A 23,992-nucleotide genomic window follows, 5' to 3' on the forward strand; every position below is an offset into this window, starting at 1 on the left:
AATCTTTGTACAGGCGATTTATACCATAGCCCGCAAGGGATCTGTTAAGGGGTTTTGTTAACTTTTTTGGCTATCTGGTTCGCTGATCAACCATTTTGTGAATTGTCCATCTTCAGTCCCACCTTGGTTACCTGGTCAGCACTGGTGGCCCGGGCCACCAGCGTTACCGGGCCAAGGGTAACCACGTCACCGACAACCGGGTGCCCCTTGGTGCGCCTCGCAAAGCATTCAGCCAGGGACAGTTCCGGGGGCAGATCGTCAAATTCAATGCCATAAACCTGCTCGACGTCACCCAGAAGGGCATCGCCGTTGAGCACAAAATCTCCGAAAAATGCCCGTTCAGCCAGGTACTTGGGCGCGTGGCGGCCGCTCAGAGCCTTGCCGAGCTCCGGCAGCACGCTCGGGGTTGCGAACATCGCCACCATGTCGCCACTGGAAACTTCCAGATCGGCTTTCGGCTGCAGGCAAACCCGGTTCCGGAAGACGCCAGCGACCGCGGTGTTCTCGGGAAACCGCAGCTGGCTCAGCCGCCGCGGCGTCTCCCAGATTTCGCCTCGCAGCGGGAACAGCATCAATTCGTGGTCGCCGGCGGCCGGCGCATCCAGGGGCAGCCTTCGATAGGGATCCTCTCCGGCAGGAACTTCCAGGCGAAGTTTCCGGGCCAGAGGTGTCATGGTGGTGCCCTGAACGAGGAGCGAGACCAGCACGATAAAGAAAGCCGCGTGGAAGACCAGTTGGGCTTCCGGCAAGTCGGCGATGATCGGGAACAGGGCCAGTACAATCGGCACCGCACCCCGGAGGCCGACCCAGCTGATGAAACCAAGCTCGCGGCGATTGAAGGCAAACGGCCAGAGGGTGAGCATGACCGTCAGCGGGCGGATAATGAAGATCAGCGAGAGGGCCAGGATCAGCCCGCCGCCGGCCAGCGGAATCAGATCGGAGGGCGTTACCAGCAGTCCGAGCATCAGGAACAGGCACAGTTGCGCCAGCCATGCCAGACCATCGTGCACCTGCAGGATCATCGGCATCATCCGGACATGGCGGTTACCGATCACCACGCCGGTCAGATAAATGGCCAGAAACCCGCTGCCGCCGAGGGCGTTTGTGGCAGAAAACACCGAGATGCCAGCAGCGGCGACCAGAAGGGGATACAGCGAAGGCGTCAGGCGGATCCGGTTGGCCAGCTCAACCACGGCGAAGCCGCCTATAATCCCGGCAACGGCGCCGACACCGAACTGCTGCACAAGCATGGTCAAGACCGCCCAGCCCGCGTGGTCGCCATCGTTGCCGATGAGCGTGACCAGCATCAGGGTCAGGAAAATCGCCATGGGGTCGTTACTGCCGGACTCGATCTCCAGGGTGGCACTGACCCGCTCGTTCAGGTGCAGGCCGCGGCCCTGAAGCAGGGAAAACACGGCGGCGGCATCGGTGGATGAGATGATGGCGCCGATCAGCAAGGCGGTCAGCCAGTGCAGATCGAACACCCACCAGGCGACAACCGCGGCGCCAGCGGCGGTCATTGCGACCCCGAGTGTAGCGAGCACCAGGGCGGGTTTCAGCCCCACGCGGAAGGTTTCCGCACGGGTGCGCATGCCGCCGTCCAGCAGGATCACGCCCAGCGCCAGATTGGCAATCAGGAACGCGAGCTCGAAATCGTCGAACTGGATGCCACCCGGGCCGTCCTCGCCCATCATCATGCCGACCACCAGAAAGATCAGCAGCACCGGCATGCCCACCCGGCTGGAAAGCGGGCTGAGCACAATACTGATGACCAGCATCAGGGCGCCAATCAGAGTCAGGGTGGGATCCATTGTTGCTCCAGACAGAATGCTTGCCCATTGCCGGGCGGACCGCTTATATTGCTTTCGCGGCCCTTTTTTTGCGGGTGTAGTTCAATGGTAGAACGGCAGCTTCCCAAGCTGCATACGAGGGTTCGATTCCCTTCACCCGCTCCACTTCATTGCCGCTCGACTGTATCTCTAGTGTAGTTTGAGTCGGGGTTGCATGGCACGGCTGATTTTATCCATCAGCCAGATAATCCCGGTGCGGAACATGCCGTGCAGGGCTACCTGATGCATCCGATAGAGGGACAGGTAGAACATGCGGGCCACCTTGCCCTCGATGTACATGCTGCGGCCGGACAGGTTGCCCATCAGATTGCCGACGGTGGTGTAGCGGCTGAAATTGATCAGCGAGCCGTGGTCGTTGTAGACGAAGGGCACCGCCTCGCCATTGTCCAGGCGGTTGCAGAGGGTCTTGAACAGGGTGTCTGCCTGCTGGTGCGCAGCCTGGGCCCGGGGGGGAACCGGCAGGTCGGAATCCGGTTGCGGACAGGCAGCGCAGTCGCCGAAGGCGAAGATATTGGCATCCTGGGTGGTTTGCAGGGTCTGTTCCACCACCAGTTGATTGCTCCGGTTCACCTCCAGACCTTCCAGCTCGGCCAGGAAGGCCGGGGCCTTGATGCCCGCTGCCCAGATGGTCATTTCCGAGGGTAATTCGGTGCCGTCTTTCATCACGACCGTACTGGGCCGTACCTCACTCACCGGCTGGCCGGTCAGTACTTTCACCCGCTGGTGTTCCAGCTCCCTGGTGGCCGCCGCAGACAGCCGGCCAGGCAGGGCGGGAAGAATGCGGTCAGCGGCCTCGATCACGGAAATGGAAACGTCCGAGGGCTGAAGGTGGTTCATGCCGTACACCGGCAGCTCGCGGGACGCCAGTCGCAATTCTGCTGCCAGTTCCACACCGGTGGCACCCGCGCCGATGATGCTGATATTCAGGGTATGCTCAGCCCCCTGCAACGCCTCGTGATTCTTGCGCAGAAAGGCGTTGAGCATCAGGTTGTGGAAGCGCCGGGCCTGTTTGAGGCTGTCCAGGAACAGGCAGTTGTCCTGGGCGCCGGGCGTGCCAAAGTCGTTGGCGGTGCTGCCCACGGCAATCACCAGTGTGTCGTAGGGGATATGGCGTTCGGGAACGACCTCTGTACCGTCGACATCGTGGAACGGGGCTATGACCACTTTCTTGCTATCGCGGTCCAGTCCGCTCATGCGGCCGAGCTGGAATTCGTAATGGTGTTTGCGGGCATGGGCGCGGTAGTTGATCTCGTTCGCGCTGGCATCCAGGGAACCGGAGGCAACTTCGTGCAGCAGGGGTTTCCAGACGTGGGTCAGACCGGAATCCACCAGCGTGATTCTGGCTTTTCCCTTTCTACCCAGTTTGTTCCCGAGGCTGGTAACAAGTTCGAGACCGCCGGCGCCACCGCCGACCACAACAATGTGATGAAGGTTATCCATACCAATCAGACCTGTAAGTGAAGAGAGCCAAGCACTCTTCAGGCGAGAATGCTTGGCTGTCCTCACTCGGAACCAGACGAGCAGCCGGAATTCGATCGGGAAACAGGGCGGGGCCTGAGCCGGGCAATAATGTTAACGCGCCCGGACCTGTGGGTACAATTCTACGGAAGTGCTGTTTCCTTCCGGCCTGGCGCTCGCGAACCTGTGGGTGGCGCGCTCGCCGGAGCCGCAGAAGGAACAGCGGGTCTAATGCTGGGTGCGATACCCGTCCAGGATGGCGGCCATATCGTCACCAAGGTCTTTCATGGCTTGCGGATCCAGATTGCGTTCACCCATGGATCTCAGGCCCATGATCTGCGCCTGCAGGAGCCGGGCAAGTCGACGGCTGTCTACGGATTGCGCCAGCTCCCCTTTCACCCGAGCCTGCTCTACCAGGTCTGCAAGAGATCCCTCGATCGCGGCTAGAATGCTGTTAGCCTGGTCCGCCAGGGCCGAATGCGTATTGCTGGATTCCAGCAGCGTTTTCACGATCATGCAGGCTCGTGAGGGTGCCGCGCTTCCGTCTCCGCAACTGCAGGCGATGCCGCGTAGATAGTCCTGAAGGCCGTCAACAATGGAATCAAAACCCTTGAGGTGAACGGCCAACTCCCGGCCGCCCTGTTCCGCATAGGCGGCCAGTGCTTCTGAAAACAGACCGTCCTTGCTGCCAAACGTGGCGTAGATGCTGCCCGGCCGCATATCGAGGGCCTGCTCGATCTGCTTCATGGAGCTGCCGTGATAGCCCTTCTCCCAGAACAGGCCAACGGCCTTTTCCAGAGCGGTTTTTCGGTCATAGCGTGCGTGTCTGGCCATAACAACAATTCACCATCGTAGTGATTTGAATGACCGCTCAATTATATATTGAATGATCGCTCAATAACAGTTAGCCTGAAGTATTAATTGAGCAAACATTCAATAAAGGAGTTGGCAATGACAGATTTCCCCCTTCACGACAAAGACACTGCACCGGAGAAATCCAGACCATTGCTGGACAACTCGCTCAAGGCGTTCGGCATGATTCCTGGCCTGCACGCGGTCATGGCGGAGGCGCCGGGCATCCTCGAGGGTTACCAGCAACTGCATCAACTGGTGCTGGACAGCAGCTTTGATAATGATGAAAAGACCGTCGTCTGGCAGACCATCAACGTGGAAAACGCCTGTCATTACTGCGTCCCGGCCCATACCGGCATTGCCAAAATGATGGACGTGTCTGACGACATTACCAATGCACTGAGGGACGAAACGCCGCTGCCGAGCGACAAGCTCGAGGCGCTGAGAACCTTCACTCTCGCAGTCATGCGCAAACACGGCAATGTCAGCAAAGAGGATCTGGACGCGTTTTATAAAGCGGGCTACCAGCACCGCCAGGTACTGGAAGTGATTCTGGTGTTGTCCCAGAAAGTCATGAGTAACTACGTCAACCACATTGCGGAGACGCCCGTTGATGAGCCGTTCAAGAAGTTTGAATGGCAAAAGAAGCAGTAAGCCGGGCTTACGGCAACGGGACAGGTCAGCCCGCGTCCGTTGCCAGTATGTTCGCCTGTCTTGATCGTTTTTTGGTCTCGAGCCGCTTGTCGACGCACCGGGTGTCGTCCTCAAGAATAACGACGCATTCCAGGCACTGAATGCATTCGTCGTAATCGATCCGGCCATCCTTGCGAATGGCATTGATACCGCACTCATTCTTGCAGTGCTGGCAGGGGTTGCCACAGAGCTCAACCCGGTCCAGCCAGCTGAACAAGCGTAACCGGCCGAGCGCCGCGAGGCCGGCGCCCAGCGGGCACAGGTAGCGGCAGTAGAATTTGTGGATGAACATGCCGATCACAAGCAGGCCGACGGCGTAGAGAACGAAGGGCCAGGAGCGAACGAAAAACAGGGTTATGCTGGTTTTGAATGGTTCCACCTCCGCCATTTTTTCGGCGACGGTCAGGGAGTAGAAAGCGGTGCCCACCAGAGCCAGCAGGATCGGATATTTGAGCAGAATCAGGCGCCGGTGCCAGTGCTCGGGCACTTTGATCTGGCGGAACTTCAGTTTCTCGCCAAGCCAGGCGGCCATTTCCTGCAGGGCGCCAAACGGGCAGAGCCAGCCGCAGAAAAGGCCACGGCCCCAGATGAACAGGGTTATGAATGTGTACACCCAGAGAATAAAGATGATCGGATCCAGCAGGAACACATTGAGAGAGAAACCGTCCCAGATCGCCAGGAACAGGGTGTAGATGTTAACCACCGAAAGCTGGCCCTGGGCGTAGAAGCCGATAAAGAACAGGGTGAAAAACAGGAATCCCCAGCGGAACCGGTGTACCAGCTTCGGGTTGCGGCTCAGGGCCTTCTGGCGGGCGAAGAACACGGTCAGAACGGTCAGGCCGATTACCAGCAGGGAAATCTGCCACCAGCGTTCTTTCCAGAGCCCGATCCAGACCGGTTGACGGGTGTCCTCAGGGTTGGGAGCAACCTCGACGGCTTCAAACAGTTCTTCGTTGAACCGAACCGGGATATCCAGGGATGTGCGGTCCACCATCAGGTGGTTACGGGCCAGTTCAACGTTGAGCTTGAGGTTGGCCTCCGCCCCCGGGTTAAAGCCGGCGTTGCCGCCCACCCGAAACAGATTGCCAGCCTCGAACGAGGGCATGCCGGCGGCGCGGAACTCGAGATTCTGGTCGAGCAGGTTGAGATCGCGCATTTCCACGGCCAGGTTGTTCTGGGAAAGGCCGACACGGTCGGGAGAACTGCCAGGCACGAACTCGCGGGAAACATGGGGAAAGGCGCCCCGGGACATGACAGCCAGAACCTGCGCGCCGTCGTCGAGTCGTTCCATGAGGCGCTGGTAGCCGTCGTCTCCTAGCAGGTTGCGCCCCACCATGGGCGAATTGATGTAGGCGAAGAACAGTTCGGTAAAGGGCTCGCCCTCTGCCGGCTCAATGTTCATGGGGTAGTCAGACAGAGGTCGGCCCAGTTCAGCCTCAATGGACTCACTGCCAATTTGCCAGTGTCCGATGTAACCGCGGTCGACCAGCTGCTGCCAGGACATCGGCTGGTAGAAATCCGGCTTCGCCCGTGTGGGGGCGCTCTGGGCAAAGCCCTCGAGTTTTTGGCGGGCCACTTTCAGGGCCGAGGACAGCACGGTGTCGTTGATGATCAGCACAGAGACCGTGGCCTTGCTGACACCGTCAAAGTGCACCACGTTGCCGTCGCTGGTTCGTCCGGAACGGCTGGAGTTGGAGGTGCTGACAATAATCTGCTCTTGTAACGAATGCCCTTCGTATTGGTCTACGAATTCGAACAGGGGCTCTTCGCCGAGGCCATGCAGAAACACCGGCTCGTGGTGATTCAGCACCTTGATGCCGGTAAAGCGCCCTTTGGTATCCAGTCCGATCAGCATGCTGATCGGTTTGCCGGCAAAGCCCTGGAGGCGGCTGTGGTCTATGGTTTCGTAGGCATAGCCGAGCAGTTCCTGGAGTTGATACACCGGATACACCGGGAAATCCGGCAGCTTGTCTTCAATGACCGTTGCCGAGGGAAACAGCTCCTGGATCAGCGCCCGCTTGCTGTCTGACAGCTCGGCCTGAACCTGGGGCATTACAAACAGACAGGCAAGAAGGAGCACAATGCGCCCTGCCATGGGGTACTCCTGTGGTTCTTTTTGTTTGATCTTCCATGCTAGAGTTTTCGGCCCCGGGCTCAATGCGACCTCGGAGCCAGCTGAATGCTACTTTGTGAGGAGAAATGCCATGACCGACGCTACCTACACGCCACCCAAAGTCTGGAAATGGGACTCCGAGAGTGGGGGCCGGTTTGCCAGTATCAACCGCCCGATCGCCGGTCCGACCCATGACAAGGAGCTGCCGGTTGGCAAGCACCCGTTGCAGCTTTATTCGCTGGCGACGCCCAATGGCGTCAAGGTCACCGTGATGCTGGAGGAGCTACTGGAGCTCGGTATTGAAGGGGCCGAATACGATGCCTGGCTTATCAAGATTACCGACGGCGACCAGTTTGGCAGCGGCTTTGTGGAGGTGAACCCCAACTCCAAGATTCCTGCCATGATGGATCACAGTGTCAGCCCCTCCATCCGCCTGTTCGAGTCCGGGTCGATCCTCCTCTACCTGGCGGAAAAATTCGGGGCTTTCCTGCCCAAGGACACCGCAGGGCGTGCCGAAACGATGAACTGGCTGTTCTGGCAGATGGGCAGTGCGCCCATGCTCGGTGGCGGCTTCGGCCATTTTTACGCCTACGCGCCGGAATACTACGAGTACCCGATCAACCGCTACACCATGGAAGTCAAACGTCAGCTGGATGTGCTCGACCGTCAGCTGGCAGACAACCGGTACATTGCCGGCGATGAATACACCATTGCCGATATGGCCATCTGGCCCTGGTACGGCGCCCTGGTGAAAAACAAGGTGTATGACGCGGCCGAGTTCCTGGAAGCCCACACTTATACCAACGTCATTCGCTGGGCGGATGAGATTGCCCAGCGCCCGGCGGTCAGGCGTGGCCGCATGGTCAACCGGGCCTGGGGTGAGCCGAGCAGCCAGCTGCACGAGCGTCACGACGCCAGTGATTTCGAGACCCAAACCCAGGACAAGATTGGTGGCGGTGAATGAAGGTCGCGGTTTATTGCGGCTCCCGGTCCGGAAATGATCCGCTTTACGCGGACAAGGCCCGGGAGTTGGGTGATTACTTCGGTCGTAATGGCATTGAGCTGGTGTTCGGTGGCGGCCACGTGGGTCTGATGGGTGTTGTGGCGGATGCGGTCCTGGCCGCGGGCGGCCGGGTCCACGGGGTCATCCCGGAGCATCTGCGGGACCGGGAGCTGGCCCACTCCGGCCTGACCGAGCTGCATGTGGTCAAAAACATGCACGAGCGCAAGGCCCTGATGGCGGATCTGGCCGACGGCTTTGTCGCATTGCCGGGTGGTATTGGCACGCTGGAAGAGCTGTTCGAAGCCTGGACCTGGGGCCAGTTGGGGCTGCACCAGAAGCCTTGTGCCATCTACAACGTCAACGGGTTTTTTGACCCGTTGCTGGCGATGGCGCAAACCATGGAGCGGGCGGGTTTTCTCAAGCAGCAATATATCGACATGCTGATCCAGACCGATCAGCCCGCGACCCTTCACCGAGCCTTTGAGGGTTATCAGAGCCCCGAAGAAAAATGGTTGTGAGCGACCTCACTCCATCCGGCTGACCTTCGCCATCAGCCGGCGCCAGTCAATCGGCAGCCGGCTTTCAAGTTCCGCCAACACCGGATCTTTGGGATGCACCGACTGGAAGTGCTGTTTGCTGGCATAAACCACGGTGTTGTTACTTTTGCTTCGAAAGCCAAGAAGCACCGCAAAGTGCCTCTTGAGCCGCCGGAAGTAAGCCCCCTGGACATCCGGAGTCCGGTGGTAATTCAGCACCAGCCAGCCGTCCTCCGTGAGCACCCGGGCGCACTCATCCACAAACTGTTTCTGGGCCTGTGCAGGGCTCATCCGGTCTGCGTTGTACAGATCGGCCAGAATCATATCCGTGCTCGCCTCCGGCAGCTTTTCCAGGGCATCCCGGGCATCGGCAATGGTTACCTCAAGGCGCTCACTGCCGGGCAGATCAAAAAATTCCCGGGCAGTGTCCAGTACCGCCTGGCGCAGTTCGACGGCGTGTATCCGACACTCGGGATAAAGATGGTGAAAGGCGCCGGCCATCACGCCGCCGCCCAGGCCCAGAATGGTGACGTGGCGAGGGTTGGCAAAGACCGCCGGCAGCATCATGGCCCGGTTGTACTCATGAACTGGCAGATAGGGAAATCGGCGATCAATCTTGCTTTGCTCGAACACCGAATTGAAGGTAAGCACCCGGTGTTTGCGGTAATCGACCACCAGAATGCTGCCCAGGGCATCCCGGGTGTGGTGGATAATCTCGCCTTTGTTGAACATGCCGGCTTACCGGCCGGATTCTTCGAACAGGCGCTTTACGCTGTCGGTTTTTGCCAGCGACAGAGCGGTATTGCCGTTGCTGTCCTTCGCTTCGCGATCGGCGCCTTTTTCCAGCAGAAGACGTACCGTTTCCGGGTGGCCGTGCTTGCTGGCCAGGATCAGCAGGGTCTCGCCCTCGCTGGTGCGCATGTTCACCGGGACACCGGCATCAAGCATCACGCTCAGAGGTCCGGCACCGCCGTTGCGGGCCAGTTCGAAAATACCCTGGGCGAAGGCAACCGCATCCTCGTCTTTCTGGTTCGCGGGTTGTTGCGGCTTGCCGGGCTTCTGTTGGCTCATCGGGGCTCCGTGGTCAGTTCAATCGATTTTGTGTTAAAAACGTATTATCACAGAATGAGACTGTCCCAGACACAGTCAATGAGCCCAAGGCTAAAAACGACAGGAGGCAACGCCGTGAAACTACAGGTTGAAGGCATCGAAGAAGGCCAGCCGATTCCCGAGAAGTTCGCATTCGGGGTATACAGCGAAGATGACCACATGAGCTTCGGTCCCAACCGGAACCCCGAAGTTGTCTGGGACGGTGCGCCCGAGGGCACGAAAAGCTTCGTGGTGATGATGTTTGATCCGGACGTGCCCAGCGTTGCGGATGATGTAAACCAGGAAGGCAAGACGGTTTCCAGGGACATCCCGAGGGTCGATTTTTTCCACTGGCTGCTGGTTGATGTGCCTGCCGGCACCACCCGGATTCCGGAAGGCGAAGACAGCGATGGCGTGATTCCCAAGGGCAAGGAGCCGGGGCCCGGCCCCATCGGTATCCGCGGCGTGAACAATTACACCCAGTTCCTGGCGGGCAATCCCGACATGAACGGCACCTACGCCGGGTACGATGGTCCCTGTCCGCCCTGGAACGATGAGATTATCCATCACTACCACTTCGAGGTGCATGCACTGGATGTGGATACCCTTGCCCTGGATGGCGAGTTCGATGGTAACGATGTGCGCGAAGCCATGGCAGGTCACGTACTGGCCAGCGCCCGGGTGACGGGTACCTACACCCTGAATCCGGACCTGCGCTAACGGATTCAGACACCGAGCAGTGATATTCCGGTAACCCAATCGGTTACCGGATAGCCATCGTTCCCTCCCCCTGATTCCTTTCTGAACGTCACAGAAGTGTCTTGTTGTTGTCATGTCCCCGTCACCCGGTCTTGCCAAGGTGTCAGCATCCGGAATGGTTGAAAGACGGGAGGCAAGATGCGGAGCTACCGGAGCGTTTTCATTTCCGATGTGCACCTGGGCACGGCTGACTGCCAGGCCGAGTATCTGCTGGATTTCCTGAACCAGGTCCGCTGCGAAACTCTGTATCTGGTGGGCGATATCATCGACCTGATTGCGATGCAGCGACGGGTTCACTTCCCGGATTCCCATCAGGCCGTCATTCACAAACTCATTGAGCTGGCGGCCAGTGGAACGCGGGTGGTCTATGTGCCCGGTAACCACGACGATTTCCTGCGCCGGTTCTGCGGCCAGACCATTGCCGGAATTGAACTGCAGTACAAAGCTGTGCATACCACGGCTGATGGTCGACGCTTCATGGTCTGCCACGGCGACCAGTTTGATCAGGTGGTGCGATGCAGCCCACTGATGCTTCTGGTCGGTGACCGTGCCCACGGTATCCTGCTCCGCCTGAACCGCTGGTTCAACGCCTGGCGCCGGCTCAAGGGCAAGCCTTACTGGTCGCTCGCAGCCTGGGTAAAGAGCAGAATCGGCAAGGCGCGCACGTTCATCCGGCGGTTTGAACTGGCGGCGCTGACGGTCGCGGAAAAGGGCAACTACGACGGTTTCATCTGCGGCCACATCCACTCCGCCGGCTTCCTGCGCAGCGAAGATGGTCTTTACTGCAATGACGGCGATTGGGTAGAACACTGCACGGCGCTGGTGGAGCAGGAGAACGGCACACTGGAGCTGCTGCATTGGTCGGAAAACCCCAATGTTCTGGCCAGAGAGCCTGACGCCCCGCATCCGGATGTGTGTGGAGACGCCCGGCTGGTGATTGATGCCCTGCCCACAGCGTTCGTGGAGCAGGTCAACCGGCTCGTCAGCTGAGCAGAGGTGTGCGGCGACCTCGGTCGCCCACCCTGGCACTCGCTAAGGCCGATCGAGGCTTCAATATCCCTCCTTCAGGGTGGCTATTTTTCATAACGCCATCGTATCCCTTATACTCCGTGTCCCTACCAGCCCTTCATAGGCTTTATGGCTGAACATACGACATCACAGACAAGCGGTTTTGCTGGCGCTGGCCCCGGAACCGGCGCCGCCAGTCATCGCGCGCGTCGTTTCAATGCCTGGACGGTCAGCACCCTCGTGATCGCCCTGCTGGTTGCGATGCCAGTGCTGGTTATCCTTGCCCATGTGTTTTTCCCGTCCGGTGAAGTCTGGCAACACCTTGTCAGCACGGTTCTTGGAAGATACCTCAGTAACACCGTGGTGCTCAGTGTCTCTGTGGCTGTAGGAACCACCCTGATTGGCACTGCCTGCGCCTGGCTGGTGGTTATGTGCCGGTTTCCCGGCAGGCGGCTGTTCGAGTGGGCCCTTCTGCTGCCGCTGGCGGTGCCAACCTACGTTATTGCTTATGCTTACACGGATTTCCTGCAGTTTGCGGGGCCACTACAAAGCGCCTTGCGCGACTGGTTCGGCTGGGAGTTTGGCGACTATTACTTTCCGGATATCCGGTCCCTGGGCGGTGCTGCCCTGCTGATTACCATGGTGCTCTACCCCTACGTGTACCTGCTTGCCCGGGCGTCGTTCATGGAGCAGTCGGTAAGTGCACTTGATGTTGGCCGCACTCTGGGCCTGGGGCCATGGCGTATGTTCAAACGCATTGCTCTGCCGCTGTCCCGTCCTGCGATCATCGGCGGCGTTTCGCTGGTCCTGATGGAAACACTGAACGAGTTCGGGGCAGTCCAGTTCTTTGGCGTCGATACCTTCACCACCGGAATCTACCGGACCTGGTTTGGCCTGGGTGAGCCGGTTGCAGCGGCTCAGCTCGCAGCCTGCCTGCTGGTGTTCGTGGTTCTTGTTGTTGTTCTGGAACGCGTTTCCCGCGGTGGCAAGCAATACCATACCTCGGCACGGTACCAGGCATTGCCCGAGTATTCGCTGAATTCAGGCCAGGCTGCGCTCGCCTTTGCAGTGTGTTTCCTGCCTGTTCTTATTGGTTTTATTGTTCCGGCCCTGATTCTGCTGGAAATGGCGATTACGACCGGCGACAGCCTTTTCGGGACGCGTTTTCTGGAATTCGCGTTCAACAGCCTGATACTCGCCTCAAGCGCGGCGCTGGTTGCCGTAACGCTTGCGGTAATGCTGAGTTACGGCGCACGGCTGAATCCCAGCTCCTGGGTCAGGAGTGCGAACCGGATTGCGGCCATGGGCTATGCCATCCCCGGGTCTGTCATTGCCGTGGGTATCATGATTCCGCTGGCCTGGCTGGATCAGAAGCTCAATCTCTTTCTTCGTGACAACTTTGGTTTCATGGTGGGTCTGGTACTCAGTGGCAGCGCTTTTGTCCTGATCTACGCCTACACGGTGAGATTCCTGGCCGTCTCCTTCAATACGGTTGAGGCCAGTCTGGGGAAGGTTACGCCCTCAATGGACGCAGCTGCGCGAACCCTCGGTCAAACCGCCGGTGGTACCTTGCGCAAGGTTCATACGCCGATCATGCGCAGTAGCCTGCTGGCGGCCGGTATACTGGTGTTTGTGGACGTGATGAAGGAGTTGCCGGCGACCATCATACTCCGGCCGTTCAACTTCGATACCCTGGCGGTCCGTGCCTACAGCCTGGCCTCTGACGAGCGATTGGCCGAGTCGGCCATGTCCTCCCTCGCCATTGTTGTGGTCGGGATCATTCCCGTGGTCATTCTGAGCCTGGCGATGCGTCGGTCCCGCCCGGGAAGTAAAACGGGGTAGCCACGGTTTACTCGGCGAACAGAAAAACCTGCGACATATCCAGCTCAAGCGAGACAGCCTGTCCCTCTTCCGGCAGAAACACCCCGGGCACTTTTGCATGCAGGTGCATTTCCTGCCCGTCCGGCCCGTGAGCACAAATATGCAACAGACTGGTCGGGCCGAGCAGTCGGGACATCAGAACATGGCTGGTGCGGTCATCACCGGCCTGTCCTTCAAGTTGCCTGACTTTGACCGCCTCCGGACGGATCAGAATTCTAGCGCTGCTGCCGTCCTCAAAACCTTTAGCTTCCAGGTGGCCCAATGGCGTTGTCACCACGCCGTTGTGGACAACGCCGCGATGTTCGTTCACCTGCCCGAAAAAGTTGACCACGAACGGCTCGGCAGGATTGCAGTAAAGGTCTGTAGGAGTTCCCGTTTGCACGATCTCTCCGTCTCGCATCAGTGCGATCCGATCTGCCATGAACATGGCTTCCTCCGGGTCATGAGTAACCAGAAGAGTGGCCGTGTTCAGCTCTTTCAGCACATGCAGTGTATCGTCCCGAATCTGGTCGCGCAGCCGGGCGTCGAGGCTGGAGAATGGTTCGTCCAGCAGCATGACCCGTGGCGACGGAGCAAGGGCCCTGGCCAGGGCTACCCGCTGCTGCTGACCACCTGAGAGGGTATGTGGGTAAACATTGGCGGCATCGGCCATGCCCAGGCGCCCCAACAGTTCGAGTGCGCGCGTACGTTGCTGCTTTTTCGGCATGGAGCTGATGCCGAAGCAGACGTTCTCCAGCACCGTCAGATGGGGGAAGAGTGCAGATTCCTGGAATGCCAGGCCCACATTCCGCTTTTCCGGGGGTACCTGCACGCCACCGGGTGCCGAAACCAGGGAGCTGCCGAGAAAGACTTTGCCGCGGGACGGCGTCTGGAGGCCTGCAGCGATACGCAGCAGCGTTGTTTTGCCGCAGCCAGAAGGGCCGAGGAGGCAGACAACCTCGCCTGCTTCCAGATGCAGGTTGATGTCTTTGACAACGCTATCGCCATGGAATTGGCAATGCACGCGGTCAAGCATCAATGACGGGCCCGACAGGCCGTTCTCGAGTTGGTCGCTGTAGGTTGGGCTTTCCTGATAAATGCTCATGGTGCCGATCCAGCCTCCCGGTTCAAACTCCAGTGGAGGTGCAATTGTAAGCTTGTTGCGTCTGATTGTGTATTGAATACGTAAAAGCGACTGATTCCTATTTATTGACTTCTATGCCCGGGTTCGTTTAAATCGCATCTAAATACTAATCGTTTTCACCTGCAATAGTAATTAGCAACCAAGGAGAGATCCCGTGGTATCTCATAAAGCGAAGTTGGCAGCCGCTGCCCTGGCAACAACACTGGCAGCAACGAGTGTCTCCGCGAGTGAAGTCAACCTGTACTCTGCGCGGCACTACGATTCGGACCAGGCAATTTATAACGCCTTCACCGAGGAGACCGGCATCAAGGTCAACCTGATTGAGGGGAAGTCCGATGCGTTGATCCAGCGAATCCAGCGAGAAGGTGTCGCCAGCCCGGCCGATATCCTGATTACCGTTGACGCGGGTAACCTCTGGCGAGCCGACCAGGAAGGCATCTTCCAGCCGGTGGATTCGGAAGTTCTGAACAGCCGTCTGCCGGATTCCCTGCGTCATCCGGAAGGGCATTGGTTCGGCTTCAGTCAGCGTCTGCGCGTGATCTACTACGATCGTTCAGACTTTGATCCTTCCCGGATCAGTCAGTACGAGGACCTGGCCAAGCCGGAATTCAAGGGCGAGATCTGCATCCGGTCCTCCAGCAACATCTACAACCAGTCATTGCTGGCCAGCCTCGTTGAGTACCACGGCGAAGAAGGCGCTGAGGAGTGGGCGCAGGGCGTAGTCAATAACATGGCCCGTGATCCCCAGGGTGGCGACACCGATCAGATCCGTGCTGTGGCTGCCGGTGAATGCAACCTGGCGGTTGGCAACCATTACTACTACGCGCGCCTGCTGAACTCTGATGATGTTGCAGACCGTGAAGTGGCCCGGGAGGTTGGCATTATCTTCCCGAACCAGGATGGCCGTGGTGTTCACGCCAACATCGGTGGTGCGGGTGTGGTGGCTACCGCGCCTAACCGCGACAACGCTGTCCGGTTCCTGGAGTTCCTGTCCTCCGATACCGCCCAGCAGATCTTCGCTGAGAGCAATCACGAGTTCCCGGCGGTAGACGGTGTACTGAAGAATCCGGTGCTGGATTCCTGGGGCAACCTGAACATTGATGACATCAATGTGAGCGTACTGGGCACCAACAATCCGGAAGCGGTGAAGATCTTCGACCGTGTGGGCTGGCGTTAATCGAAGTATCACGAAATTGATCGCAGATTACGCTTGAGAGAGCGTGCCCAAGGGCCGGATGTTGGTAAGACATCCGGCCCTTTTTATTTTATCGAGGCACCGGCTGTGCTTCCTGTTACCTGATGAGCGGGTAGAATAGCCGGATGACCCGATCGCCGCTGGTTTTCCGTCTCTCCTTTCTTGCCATTGTCGCGTTTTTGATGGCCATGATCTGGCTTCTGCTGCGGCAACTGGGCATGCCTGCCAGCTTTGCACCAACGGTGCTGTCCGACTGGTTTGCCAGTCAGGGGACTCTTGGGCCGGTATTACTGATGCTCCTGATGGTTCTTGCTGTCGTGGTCGGGCCAATACCCACGTTGCCGATCAGTGCGGCGTCCGGCCTGGTTTACGGAATGTTCAACGGAACGGCAATCGCGGTAGCCGGTGCACTGGCGGGTTCGCTGATTGCCTTTTATCTGGCGCGAGTGCTTGGTCGCGATGCTGTTCAGCAGAAGCTCGAAAACAACCCGGTATTCTCGGCCAGAGGGTCACAGCGGTTCCTGTTTATTGCAGTCCTCCTCACCCGGTTAATCCCGGTGTTCTCCTTCGCCCTGATCAGCTATGCCGCCGGAGTGACGGCGATACACCTTTGGCGTTACGCCTTGGCAACGGTTATTGGAATGTTACCCATGACCTTTGTGTTTGCCGGGTTGGGGCATACCCTCGAGCTTAACCCCACCCTGACCGTTATAGCGGCAGCTACGGTATTGCTGGTCATGAGCACGTTGCCCCTTTACCTGCGGCATCGCCCACATTCCCGTCTGGCTCGCTGGCTGCAGCTGGATGGAAGGGTCTGATGCCCGCTGCAGATTCTCAATTTCCCACAAGCGACTCGATATCCTGATAGACGGTCGCAGCATCCGTTACCCTGGCGAGCCAGCTCAGAGGAATGCCGTTCTCACCGCCAACACCGTGCATGGCGGCCATGGCCGGGCCAATCAGCCAGGCTCGACCGCAGGAGTCACCACCACAATGAATGTTGGCGCGGATGGCTTCGGTGTAGCTCCGGGCCGTGTTCAGAATGTGAAAGCTGACCGGCATGGCTTCCTGCAGGTAACAGGTGCGGCCAAACGTGTCACCGGCAGCAACGCCGTTCAGTTCCGAGCTCTCAAGTGCCCGTTTGAGGGACGCCTGATCGGGTGCTTCGTCGATGGCCGAATTCATTGCCTTGGCAAGAGGCTCGCCCCTGAATAGCCCGTCCAGAAGCACCGCTGCACACTTTGCCCAGGCAACGGCCTCGTCGTTGTGATTGGTAACCCGCACGGCTGCTTCAACAACGTCCAGGAGGTTTGTGCTTCCGCTATGGGCGGCAACGAGTGGCGGCAGCTTGGACACCGCAGGCAACTGCATGTCGTCGGCGCCACTCGCCGGTACCAGATTGCGGTCGATGGTTTCCGCCAGATGAACGCCGGCGTCCTGAATGGCCTTTTCCTTGTACGTCAGGCTGATGGCCTCCCGCACCGGCTGCGCAAGCGCGCTGCCGCTCAGACGGCGGGTGTAGGGCATGACCTTCTGCACCAGAATCCGCTTCTGTTTGTCGGAAAGATCATCCGGCATGCCGGACTGCGCCTCCTCGACCGCCTTGCGCTCGATCGCATTGAAATTCTCCAGCGTGATCCGTGTCGGGTTATCGATGAATCCCCGCCACTGGCCACCGGGCCCAAAGAACGAACGAAACCGGCGCTGGTAATCGCGGATGTCCAGATTGCCGTTGGTGGCCAGTAAGCTGTCGGTCAGCACGCCGGTGGCTGCGCCGTAGTGACTCACATCGCCAACCTGTTTCCCCTCGTGAGCGAAGTAACCGAATCCCTTTGTGTAGTACTCGGCTCGTGGAGGCAGGAATTCGGGCGACTGTCCACCCACCTCCAGAATGCGCTCGCTGTTGTAGAGCCAGTGCAAACCCAGGCTGGCTGCGTCTGCGACCCAGCCGCCTGCCAGAGCAGCGGTGATGGCGCCTTTTCTTTCGGGAGGGAGATTGCTGACCATGGGAGATCCTTGATGTCCGGTTTGTGAGTCCGACCTGAAGGATTATTCGATAACGTCGCTGATCTGGACCGTTGGCTGAACGTTGGTGAAGTTCGGGATGTCGCCAAGAATTTCCTTGGCATGGGGGCCGAAGGCGGTCTGGAAATCGGCAACAGAGTCAAAATACATGTGGCCCATGGCAATGTAAGTGGGGCCCTCTCCCGGGGCGCCGCCGGCCAACCCGGATTCGATGGCTGTGCGCTTGCAGGCATCGCCCAGCCTGTCGCGGACCAACGCCATGTGCGTGTCTCGGTAGTAGGCAAGGTCAAAGGTGCTTTCTGCGGTTTTCGGATACATCACACTGACTTTGATCATTTCGGGCCTCGGTTTGTGGAATCGCGGGGACCCTCTTTTAGCGCCTCGGCCACCCGTTCGTCAATCTTGCGGATAAGCTCCTCGTCTGCCTCGCCAGAGGAATGTGCTTTTAACATGTCGGTGCTTGCCCGCAGATTGCCGATAAAGGTCCGGCAGTCCTTGCACATCATCAGGTGCATTTTGACTGACATGTTCTGGAGAACAGGCAGCTCGCCATCAATATAGTCGCTGGCAATTACCGCGAGATCCCTGCACATCAGCATTCGCCGGTCTCCTGGAAATTCTCCACCATCAGAAAGATCTTTTGCCTCGCTCGATGCAAAAGAACACGAAGATTAGAGGCACTGACGTCAAGAATGTTACAGACGTCATCGGATTTATGCTGGTGGGCTTCGTAGAGCATCAGCGCCGAGCGCTGGGTTTCCGGAAGGGAGGAGAGGTGTTTGTCGAGGCAATCGCTGAGGGCGCCGTTCTCCATCAGGGTGTCGGCGGATTCATGGAATTGAAGTTTGGGTGGCAACTCCCAGCGTCCTTTGGCGTTAAAACGATGGGCCAGTTCTGGCTCCAGGATGTCCGAAAAGTCTGTTGGGACTTCCCTGTTGGCCGATCGAAGCTGATTCTTGCAACGGTTGGCAACAACCCGGTGCAACCAGGTTTTTAAACCTGAACGACCTTCAAAGCCATGGATCGCATCAATAACTTTAACCCAGCAATCCTGAACGGCTTCTTCTGCACTGGAATGATCCAGATAGAACCGGGCGACTGCTAACATGCCGGGGGTGTAGGCACGTACTGCTTCCTGAAAAGAGTCATTATCACCCGTTTTCAAGCCCTGAATCAGTTCTATCTCCTTTTCCCGACTTGAGTCAGTCATGACCGTTCCCTTTTATGAGCAATTGTTCAAGAATAGCAGTAAGTTTGGAAATCGGTCGATAAGTTCCCGGCGTATTCGGTAGGCGGTGTAATCAAATTGTTAGATATTCATGAGCAATCGTTGACACAATGCGTTGCCGAACGACGTACAACAACGGTAAGCCGGTAACGAACACTGAGCCCAAGGTTTGATGTAACACTTCCGGGATTGGGGTGTCTCTTCGTTATCACGTTCAAGGTAGAAAGGATTATTTCATGACACTCAAGAAATGGATTCTGGTCGCGTTGATTGCGGCTGTGGTTGTCGGGTTTATTGCCAGTGGTGGTAGCGAGCTTCTGACTCTCGAGAACCTGAAGCAAAACCAACAGTCCCTCGGTAACTGGATCGATCATAATCTGTTGGTTGCGGTGCTGGGCTTCGTTGTTGTTTATGTCGTGGTAACAGCGCTTTCTCTGCCAGGCGCTACCATCATGACTCTGGCTGGTGGTGCGTTTTTCGGCAATCTCTACGGTCTGGCAGCCGTCTCCGTTGCTTCAACTATCGGTGCGTCGCTTGCTTTCCTGGTGGCGCGGTTCCTGATGCGAGACACGCTTCGAAAACGGTATGGCGAAACCGTGGCGAAGATGGATCGCGGCATTGAAAAAGACGGCGCCTTCTACCTTGCAACCCTGCGGCTTGTGCCGGTATTTCCCTTCTTCCTGATCAACCTGGCCATGGGCCTGACGGCCATGAAGCTGCGCACCTATGCGCTGGTAAGCTGGATCGCCATGTTGCCCGGCACCTTTGTTTATGTGAATGCGGGTACCCAGTTGGGCCAGATCCAGTCCACCGGCGACATCGTCTCGGCCGATCTACTGCTCTCCTTCGCGCTGCTGGGTCTGTTCCCGCTGATTGCCAAATTTGTGGTGGGCTTTATCCGCCGCCGCAAAGTGTACGCCGGCTGGCAGAAGCCCGAACATTTCGATTACAACCTTCTGGTCATAGGCGGTGGCTCTGCCGGTCTGGTCTCGGCCTACATTGCCGCAGCCGTGAAAGCCAAGGTGGCTCTTATAGAGAAGCACAAGATGGGTGGCGACTGCCTGAATACCGGCTGCGTGCCCTCCAAAGCGCTTATCCGCAGCGCCAAGGCGGCGGACACCCTGCGCCATGCCAACCGGTACGGGCTGGAATCGGTGCCCGTTAAAGGCTCGTTCAAGAACATCATGAACCGGGTCAAGGATGTCATCGCGAAAGTGGAGCCCCACGATTCGCCGGAGCGATACCGCAAGCTGGGTGTGGACTGCATTGCCGGCGAAGCCAGCTTCGTGTCGCCCTGGGAGCTAGAGGTCCGGCACAATGACGGCCGCACCGAACGCCTGACCGCCCGCAGCATTGTGGTGGCCACCGGCGGCAAGCCGGCGGTACCACCGATTCCCGGCCTGAAGGACATGGAGCCGCTAACCTCGGATAACCTGTGGGAACTGCAGGAGCAGCCCGAGCGCTTGCTGGTGTTGGGCGGTGGCCCGATCGGTTCGGAGCTGGCCCATGCCTTTGCCCGACTGGGCAGCAAGGTGACCCAGGTGGAGATGGGCGAGCGCTTGCTGGCCAAGGAAGATGAGGATGTCTCTGAACTGGTTCTGAAGCAGTTCCAGGCAGACGGCGTGGATGTCCGCCTGAAACATGCTGCTGCCGAGTTCCGTATGGAGGAAGGAGAGAAAGTTGCCTACTGCGAGCACGAGGGTGAGCGGGTGCGCATTCCTTTCGACCAGGTTCTGGTTGCTGTTGGCCGTGCAGCCAACACCGCCGGCCTGAACCTGGAGCGGATTGGTGTGGATACCCTGCCGAACGGAACCGTACCGGTAGAGGAAGACATGAGCCTGAGGTACCCGAACGTATTTGCCTGCGGCGATGTGGCTGGTCCATACCAGTTCACCCACGCGGCGGCCCATCAGGCCTGGTACGCGGCGGTCAACGGTCTGTTCGGGCAGTTCAAGCGCTTCAAGGTAGACTACCGCGTAATGCCCTGGGTGACCTTTACCTCGCCGGAAGTGGCGCGGGTGGGACTCAGTGAAGCCGAGGCAACCGCGCAGGGCGTGGCCTACGAAGTGACCCGCTACGGGCTGGATGATCTGGATCGTGCCATTGCCGAGAGTGAGGATCATGGTTTTATCAAGGTGCTGACCCCGCCGGGCAAGGACAAGATCCTGGGCGCCGTGGTGGTTGGCAGCCACGCCGGGGAAATCCTGGCCGAATTCACCCTGGCCATGAAGCATGGCCTGGGCCTGAACAAGATCCTGGGCACCATTCACCCGTACCCGACCTGGAACGAGTCGGCGAAATACGCTGCCGGCGAATGGAAGCGCGCTCATGCCCCTGAAGGCATTCTGAAGCTGCTGGAGAAACTGCACGGCTGGCGCCGTGGGAAAAACACGAATACACCGAGGAGCATCTATGCCCCTGACTGAAGCCAGACCGGCCCGGAAAAATCGAATTCCGGCCGTTGAAGTCCTGGAACCCCGGGCCCGTGATAGCTGGACCCACACTCGCAACGGCGACCCCCGGGGTTACATCGATGCAGACAAGCTCAAAGAGCTCTGGATCCACACCGGCACCGCCTGCAATCTGGCGTGTCCGTTTTGCCTGGAAGGTTCGCACCCCGGCGATGGCCGCATTCCGGGCATGAAGCTCAGTGACGTGAAGCCGTTTATCCACGAAGCCATCGACATGGGGGTGGAGCAGTTTTCCTTCACCGGTGGTGAGCCCTTCGTGATCCGGGACTTCGTCAATATTCTGAATTACGCCAGCCAGCACCGGCCCTGCTTCGTGCTGACCAACGCCACCGAGCCGCTGCACAAGCGACAGCATCAGGTGCTGCCTTTGCTGGATAACCCCTACCCGATTCATTTCCGGGTCAGCCTGGACTTCCCGGACAGGGCCCGTCACGACAAGGACCGCGGTGACGGCAGCTTTGATGAGGCCTTGCAGGGCATCCGCTGGCTGGTCGATCAGGGCTTCAAGGTGTCCATTGCCCGCCAGACCGATCCGGAGGAAATTCCGGCAGATGTCGAAGCCGCGTTCCGTGACATCTTCCGGGAGTGGGGCATTCCGGAGAACCTGGCATTCACCGCATTTCCGGATCTGGGTACGCCAGGCTCGGAAGACGGCAGCCCGGAGATTACCGAGACCTGCATGGAGAAGTATCCGACCAAGGAGGCTCGCTCTCATTTCATGTGCACCTATACCCGGATGCTGGTGAAGAAGGGCGATGAGGTTCGGGTGTATGCCTGCACTTTGGTGGACGATGACCCGCAGTATGACCTGGGGGGGACGCTGACCGAGAGTATGGATGAGCGCATTATGTTGCGGCATCACCGGTGTTTTTCCTGTTACCGCTTTGGGGCTAGTTGTTCGGCGCCGGCTTGATTCTGGTGTAGGGCCGCTCAGGACTGATTGCTGGTCATTGGCGGCCTGGGAGGTGACGTTATTTTCCCTTGGGAAAAACAACTCGCTTCGCTCAGACATCTTTTTCCTGGCGGGAAAATAACCTCACCACCCAGACCGCGGGTACGGCTTTGCTATTCGGTTGTTGGCTATCTCCTTCGCCGGGGAAACCAGAACGGAAGTTGAACAAGGGGCAGGCCGGTAGGGATTTCAAAAAATGTGGAGCGCCATGGACGGCGCGACCAAGCCCCCCATGGATGGGTTCACGGGCGTTTTTTTGAAATCCCTACCGGCCTGTCCCGAAAGGCACCCAAACCAGAAACCCGGGAAAAACCCCGGATTAAACGACAAAGAACAAGGTAAGAAAACATGAACTTCACAGAGGCCTCCCTGTTCTGGGGATTCCTGCTGGTCTACGGCGTGGTGATGTATTGGCTGTCGCCCAGGAGCAAGAACGCGAATTCTTTTTATAAAGGCGCCGATGACCAGGGTAACCCGGTGGGGCAGTGGTCGCTTACGGCCAGTATTCTTATCAGCTGGATCTTTGCCAAGTCGGTGACCAATGCGGCGAACCTGGGTGCGGCTTATGGCGTGGTGGGCGGTCTGGCCTATGCCAGTTACTGGCTGTCGATTCCTGTGGCGGGGTATGTGATTTACCTGATCCGAACCCAGACCGGGGCGCGGAGTCTGCAGGATTTTCTGACCTCCCGCTTTGGCCGGCTGGCCAGTCTGGCGTTTGCGGCGGCGATTCTGATCCGGCTTTATAACGAAGTCTGGAGTAATACGGCGGTGGTGGGCGGTTATTTCGGGTTGCCCGGTGAGTGGGAGTATTACGCGGCGGCGATGCTGTTTACGGTGTTTACTCTGGCCTACAGCCTGAAGGGTGGGCTGCGGTCTTCGATTTTCACCGATGTGATTCAGGCTTTCGTGTTTGTGTTCTTTGTGGGAGCGGTGCTGTTCCTGATCATTCCGGCCAACGATACCAGCGCCTTGCTGACCAATGGTGAGTTCCGGCTCAACGCCGGTTTTGACCTGCTGTTGGTGGCTTTGCTGCAGCTGTTCAGTTATCCGTTCCACGATCCGGTGCTGACCGACCGGGGCTTTGTGAACAAGGAAAAGACCATGCTGAAGAGCTTTGTGGTGGCCGGGCTACTGGGCTTCGTGGCGGTGTTTATCTTCAGTCTGGTGGGTGTTCACGCCCGTCTTAACGGCATTGAGGCCATGGGCAACGCGCCTGCTGCCGTGGGCCAGTCTCTGGGCCTGGCAGCGTTGTTCTTCATGAGCGTGGTCATGATGACGTCGGCGGGGTCCACCCTGGATTCCACTTTCACGTCGCTGGCCAAGTCGCTGGCGGTAGATCTGCCCAGGCTGGCGCAACGTGCCTCTGACAAGCTGCCGAGCATGCGGGTGGGTGCGGTCGTGATGGTGATCTTTGCCTTCCTGGGCAACCTGCCGATGTTCGCCGGCACCGATATCCTCAAGGCCACGACCATCTCCGGGACGATGGTCATGGGGCTGGCGCCGGTGTTCCTGTTCTACGGTTTCACCAAGTGGTCGCCGTGGAGTTTCCATCTGAGTTTCTGGACCGGCCTGGGGCTCGGGGTCTTGCTTGCGGTTGGGCTGATTCCAGCAAGCTGGGCCATTGGCGATGGCAAATACGCCATGTTGCTGGGCGTGAACGCCTATGGCTTCCTGATCTGCACGGCTGGCTTCTTTACGCCTTTAGTGCTTCGTCGTCTTGCCGGACGGTCACTGGCGGCGGGGGAGGCCTGAGCCG

Annotated in this window: 22 protein-coding genes and 1 tRNA gene; 12 read left to right on the forward strand and 11 right to left on the reverse strand. The window is 58.6% G+C overall.

Going from position 1 to position 23,992, the window contains the following annotated elements:
• Nucleotides 1-86: 86 nt before the first annotated feature.
• Nucleotides 87-1,811, reverse strand: a complete 1,725-nt coding sequence (locus KYE_RS19255; protein WP_008176837.1) for a potassium/proton antiporter — start codon at nt 1,809-1,811, stop codon at nt 87-89.
• A gap of 70 nt (nt 1,812-1,881) precedes the next feature.
• Here KYE_RS19255 and KYE_RS19260 point away from each other — a divergent pair.
• A tRNA-Gly gene (locus KYE_RS19260) sits at nt 1,882-1,955 on the forward strand.
• A gap of 24 nt (nt 1,956-1,979) precedes the next feature.
• On the opposite strand, the gene KYE_RS19265 is transcribed toward KYE_RS19260, so the two are convergent.
• Nucleotides 1,980-3,290 (reverse strand): NAD(P)/FAD-dependent oxidoreductase, encoded by a 1,311-nt coding sequence (locus KYE_RS19265; RefSeq protein ID WP_008176838.1) that lies wholly within the window; start codon nt 3,288-3,290, stop codon nt 1,980-1,982.
• A gap of 246 nt (nt 3,291-3,536) precedes the next feature.
• Nucleotides 3,537-4,142 (reverse strand): TetR/AcrR family transcriptional regulator, encoded by a 606-nt coding sequence (locus tag KYE_RS19270; protein ID WP_008176841.1) that lies wholly within the window; start codon nt 4,140-4,142, stop codon nt 3,537-3,539.
• 117 nt (nt 4,143-4,259) lie between these two features.
• On the opposite strand from KYE_RS19270, the gene KYE_RS19275 reads away from it, so the two are divergent.
• Nucleotides 4,260-4,814 carry a carboxymuconolactone decarboxylase family protein gene (locus KYE_RS19275; RefSeq protein ID WP_008176843.1) on the forward strand — a complete coding sequence of 185 codons (555 nt, stop codon included), beginning with the start codon at nt 4,260-4,262 and terminating at the stop codon, nt 4,812-4,814.
• Nucleotides 4,815-4,839: 25 nt separating this feature from the next.
• Here KYE_RS19275 and KYE_RS19280 read toward each other — a convergent pair whose 3' ends face one another.
• The gene (locus KYE_RS19280) at nt 4,840-6,948 is read right to left on the reverse strand and encodes a NosR/NirI family protein (RefSeq protein WP_008176846.1); all 2,109 of its coding nucleotides are present in this window, start codon (nt 6,946-6,948) and stop codon (nt 4,840-4,842) included.
• Nucleotides 6,949-7,057: 109 nt separating this feature from the next.
• Between KYE_RS19280 and yghU the strand changes: the two genes are divergently transcribed.
• Nucleotides 7,058-7,930, forward strand: coding sequence for a glutathione-dependent disulfide-bond oxidoreductase (gene yghU, locus KYE_RS19285; protein WP_008176848.1), 873 nt, complete (start codon nt 7,058-7,060; stop codon nt 7,928-7,930).
• Nucleotides 7,927-8,487 carry a TIGR00730 family Rossman fold protein gene (locus KYE_RS19290; RefSeq protein ID WP_008176850.1) on the forward strand — a complete coding sequence of 187 codons (561 nt, stop codon included), beginning with the start codon at nt 7,927-7,929 and terminating at the stop codon, nt 8,485-8,487. Before yghU ends, KYE_RS19290 begins: the two co-directional genes overlap by 4 nt.
• Nucleotides 8,488-8,493: 6 nt before the next feature.
• Here KYE_RS19290 and KYE_RS19295 read toward each other — a convergent pair whose 3' ends face one another.
• Both KYE_RS19295 and KYE_RS19300 read right to left on the reverse strand, forming a co-directional pair.
• Nucleotides 8,494-9,237 (reverse strand): spermidine synthase, encoded by a 744-nt coding sequence (locus KYE_RS19295; protein WP_008176853.1) that lies wholly within the window; start codon nt 9,235-9,237, stop codon nt 8,494-8,496.
• Nucleotides 9,238-9,243: 6 nt separating this feature from the next.
• Nucleotides 9,244-9,576, reverse strand: a complete 333-nt coding sequence (locus tag KYE_RS19300) for an ankyrin repeat domain-containing protein (protein ID WP_008176856.1) — start codon at nt 9,574-9,576, stop codon at nt 9,244-9,246.
• Nucleotides 9,577-9,690: 114 nt separating this feature from the next.
• On the opposite strand from KYE_RS19300, the gene KYE_RS19305 reads away from it, so the two are divergent.
• The 3 genes from KYE_RS19305 (at nt 9,691) to KYE_RS19315 (ending at nt 13,203) form a co-directional block, all read left to right on the forward strand.
• Entirely contained in the window at nt 9,691-10,314 is a 624-nt protein-coding gene (locus KYE_RS19305) for a YbhB/YbcL family Raf kinase inhibitor-like protein (protein WP_008176858.1), read from the forward strand.
• A gap of 177 nt (nt 10,315-10,491) precedes the next feature.
• Entirely contained in the window at nt 10,492-11,343 is an 852-nt protein-coding gene (locus tag KYE_RS19310; protein ID WP_008176860.1) for a UDP-2,3-diacylglucosamine diphosphatase, read from the forward strand.
• 147 nt (nt 11,344-11,490) lie between these two features.
• On the forward strand, nt 11,491-13,203 hold the full coding sequence (locus KYE_RS19315) for an ABC transporter permease (protein ID WP_008176862.1): 1,713 nt from the start codon (nt 11,491-11,493) through the stop codon (nt 13,201-13,203).
• Between the two features lie 7 nt (nt 13,204-13,210).
• Here KYE_RS19315 and KYE_RS19320 read toward each other — a convergent pair whose 3' ends face one another.
• Entirely contained in the window at nt 13,211-14,326 is a 1,116-nt protein-coding gene (locus tag KYE_RS19320; RefSeq protein WP_008176865.1) for an ABC transporter ATP-binding protein, read from the reverse strand.
• A 193-nt stretch (nt 14,327-14,519) separates the two neighbouring features.
• Between KYE_RS19320 and KYE_RS19325 the strand changes: the two genes are divergently transcribed.
• Nucleotides 14,520-15,542, forward strand: a complete 1,023-nt coding sequence (locus tag KYE_RS19325) for a Fe(3+) ABC transporter substrate-binding protein (protein ID WP_008176867.1) — start codon at nt 14,520-14,522, stop codon at nt 15,540-15,542.
• Between the two features lie 143 nt (nt 15,543-15,685).
• Entirely contained in the window at nt 15,686-16,378 is a 693-nt protein-coding gene (locus KYE_RS19330; RefSeq protein ID WP_008176869.1) for a TVP38/TMEM64 family protein, read from the forward strand.
• A gap of 16 nt (nt 16,379-16,394) precedes the next feature.
• Here the strand turns inward: KYE_RS19330 and KYE_RS19335 are convergent, their stop codons facing one another.
• Genes KYE_RS19335 through KYE_RS19350 form a run of 4 tightly spaced genes read right to left on the reverse strand, consistent with a single transcriptional unit; the run spans nt 16,395 to nt 18,795 of the window.
• A complete protein-coding gene (locus tag KYE_RS19335; RefSeq protein ID WP_008176872.1) occupies nt 16,395-17,567 on the reverse strand; it encodes an ADP-ribosylglycohydrolase family protein in 1,173 nt (390 codons plus the stop codon).
• A gap of 42 nt (nt 17,568-17,609) precedes the next feature.
• A complete protein-coding gene (locus KYE_RS19340; protein ID WP_008176874.1) occupies nt 17,610-17,921 on the reverse strand; it encodes an EthD family reductase in 312 nt (103 codons plus the stop codon).
• On the reverse strand, nt 17,918-18,184 hold the full coding sequence (locus KYE_RS19345; RefSeq protein WP_008176876.1) for a zf-HC2 domain-containing protein: 267 nt from the start codon (nt 18,182-18,184) through the stop codon (nt 17,918-17,920). Before KYE_RS19345 ends, KYE_RS19340 begins: the two co-directional genes overlap by 4 nt.
• Nucleotides 18,178-18,795 carry an RNA polymerase sigma factor gene (locus KYE_RS19350; RefSeq protein ID WP_008176878.1) on the reverse strand — a complete coding sequence of 206 codons (618 nt, stop codon included), beginning with the start codon at nt 18,793-18,795 and terminating at the stop codon, nt 18,178-18,180. Before KYE_RS19350 ends, KYE_RS19345 begins: the two co-directional genes overlap by 7 nt.
• A 254-nt stretch (nt 18,796-19,049) precedes the next feature.
• On the opposite strand from KYE_RS19350, the gene KYE_RS19355 reads away from it, so the two are divergent.
• The 3 genes from KYE_RS19355 to KYE_RS19365 all read left to right on the forward strand — a co-directional run bounded on the left by KYE_RS19355 (nt 19,050) and on the right by KYE_RS19365 (nt 23,988).
• Nucleotides 19,050-21,239: an FAD-dependent oxidoreductase gene (locus KYE_RS19355; protein ID WP_008176880.1), complete on the forward strand. Its 2,190-nt coding sequence runs from the start codon at nt 19,050-19,052 to the stop codon at nt 21,237-21,239.
• On the forward strand, nt 21,226-22,197 hold the full coding sequence (locus tag KYE_RS19360; protein WP_008176882.1) for a radical SAM protein: 972 nt from the start codon (nt 21,226-21,228) through the stop codon (nt 22,195-22,197). Before KYE_RS19355 ends, KYE_RS19360 begins: the two co-directional genes overlap by 14 nt.
• Before the next feature lie 387 nt (nt 22,198-22,584).
• Nucleotides 22,585-23,988: a sodium:solute symporter family transporter gene (locus KYE_RS19365; protein WP_008176884.1), complete on the forward strand. Its 1,404-nt coding sequence runs from the start codon at nt 22,585-22,587 to the stop codon at nt 23,986-23,988.
• Nucleotides 23,989-23,992: the final 4 nt, after the last annotated feature.

Source organism: Marinobacter manganoxydans MnI7-9 (genome assembly GCF_000235625.1).
Lineage (GTDB): Bacteria > Pseudomonadota > Gammaproteobacteria > Pseudomonadales > Oleiphilaceae > Marinobacter > Marinobacter manganoxydans.

Coding starts and splice junctions, on each gene's coding strand:
- KYE_RS19255 (WP_008176837.1), bottom strand. CDS start 1,811: ATGGATCCCACCCTGACTCTGATTGGCGCCCTGATGCTGGTCATCAGT.
- KYE_RS19265 (WP_008176838.1), bottom strand. CDS start 3,290: ATGGATAACCTTCATCACATTGTTGTGGTCGGCGGTGGCGCCGGCGGT.
- KYE_RS19270 (WP_008176841.1), bottom strand. CDS start 4,142: ATGGCCAGACACGCACGCTATGACCGAAAAACCGCTCTGGAAAAGGCC.
- KYE_RS19275 (WP_008176843.1), top strand. CDS start 4,260: ATGACAGATTTCCCCCTTCACGACAAAGACACTGCACCGGAGAAATCC.
- KYE_RS19280 (WP_008176846.1), bottom strand. CDS start 6,948: ATGGCAGGGCGCATTGTGCTCCTTCTTGCCTGTCTGTTTGTAATGCCC.
- yghU (WP_008176848.1), top strand. CDS start 7,058: ATGACCGACGCTACCTACACGCCACCCAAAGTCTGGAAATGGGACTCC.
- KYE_RS19290 (WP_008176850.1), top strand. CDS start 7,927: ATGAAGGTCGCGGTTTATTGCGGCTCCCGGTCCGGAAATGATCCGCTT.
- KYE_RS19295 (WP_008176853.1), bottom strand. CDS start 9,237: ATGTTCAACAAAGGCGAGATTATCCACCACACCCGGGATGCCCTGGGC.
- KYE_RS19300 (WP_008176856.1), bottom strand. CDS start 9,576: ATGAGCCAACAGAAGCCCGGCAAGCCGCAACAACCCGCGAACCAGAAA.
- KYE_RS19310 (WP_008176860.1), top strand. CDS start 10,492: ATGCGGAGCTACCGGAGCGTTTTCATTTCCGATGTGCACCTGGGCACG.
- KYE_RS19315 (WP_008176862.1), top strand. CDS start 11,491: ATGGCTGAACATACGACATCACAGACAAGCGGTTTTGCTGGCGCTGGC.
- KYE_RS19320 (WP_008176865.1), bottom strand. CDS start 14,326: ATGAGCATTTATCAGGAAAGCCCAACCTACAGCGACCAACTCGAGAAC.
- KYE_RS19330 (WP_008176869.1), top strand. CDS start 15,686: ATGACCCGATCGCCGCTGGTTTTCCGTCTCTCCTTTCTTGCCATTGTC.
- KYE_RS19335 (WP_008176872.1), bottom strand. CDS start 17,567: ATGGTCAGCAATCTCCCTCCCGAAAGAAAAGGCGCCATCACCGCTGCT.
- KYE_RS19340 (WP_008176874.1), bottom strand. CDS start 17,921: ATGATCAAAGTCAGTGTGATGTATCCGAAAACCGCAGAAAGCACCTTT.
- KYE_RS19345 (WP_008176876.1), bottom strand. CDS start 18,184: ATGCTGATGTGCAGGGATCTCGCGGTAATTGCCAGCGACTATATTGAT.
- KYE_RS19350 (WP_008176878.1), bottom strand. CDS start 18,795: ATGACTGACTCAAGTCGGGAAAAGGAGATAGAACTGATTCAGGGCTTG.
- KYE_RS19355 (WP_008176880.1), top strand. CDS start 19,050: ATGACACTCAAGAAATGGATTCTGGTCGCGTTGATTGCGGCTGTGGTT.
- KYE_RS19360 (WP_008176882.1), top strand. CDS start 21,226: ATGCCCCTGACTGAAGCCAGACCGGCCCGGAAAAATCGAATTCCGGCC.
- KYE_RS19365 (WP_008176884.1), top strand. CDS start 22,585: ATGAACTTCACAGAGGCCTCCCTGTTCTGGGGATTCCTGCTGGTCTAC.